Source organism: Vibrio sp. 1249-1 (assembly GCF_033340495.1).
In genome coordinates this window covers 1-731 of sequence record NZ_JAWOWJ010000472.1, presented here as the reverse complement: position 1 = coordinate 731, position 731 = coordinate 1, and the positions used below count along the sequence as shown (strand labels likewise).

1 protein-coding gene is annotated in these 731 nt (G+C 46.1%); it reads left to right on the top strand.

Annotated elements, in window-relative coordinates; translation table 11 throughout:
- On the top strand, positions 1 to 731 hold a 731-nt coding region (thiI, locus tag R7Z50_RS27060), incomplete at both ends, for a thiazole biosynthesis protein (protein WP_411979524.1).

Below are 731 nucleotides of genomic sequence, written 5' to 3'. Positions count from 1 at the left end.
GCAGGTTTCTCACTACCTATGGAACAAATACGGCTCATCAGCGAAAGTGCGTTTCATCTCTGTTGATTTCGAACCTGTGGTTGCTGAAATTCTTGAGAAAGTAGATGACGGTCAAATGGGCGTCATCTTGAAGCGTATGTTCATGCGCGCTGCTGGCATGATTGCTGAGAAGTTTAAGATTGAAGCGTTGGTAACGGGTGAAGCTCTTGGCCAGGTATCTAGCCAAACGCTAACGAACCTTCGTCACATCGATAATGTTACGGATACGCTGATTCTGCGTCCTCTTATCAACTGGGATAAAGAAGACATCATCAACTTAGCTCGTGAAATCGGTACAGAAGACTTCGCGAAAACTATGCCTGAGTACTGTGGCGTGATCTCTAAGAAGCCAACAGTAAAAGCGGTGAAAGAGAAGCTAGAAGCAGAAGAAGCGAAGTTTGACTTCAGCATTCTAGAAAAAGTGGTTTACGAAGCGCGTCAAATGGACATTCGTGATATCGCAAAAGAATCTGAGCAAGCGGCACCAGAAGTCGAGCAAGTACAAGCGGTAGAAGAACACGCGGTAGTATTGGATATTCGTAGCCCTGATGAGGAAGACGATAACCCACTAGAAATCGATGGTGTGGATGTGAAACACATTCCGTTCTATAAGCTGGGTACGCAATTCGGTGACCTAGACCAGTCGAAAACTTACCTACTGTACTGTGACCGTGGCGTAATGAGCCGTCTGC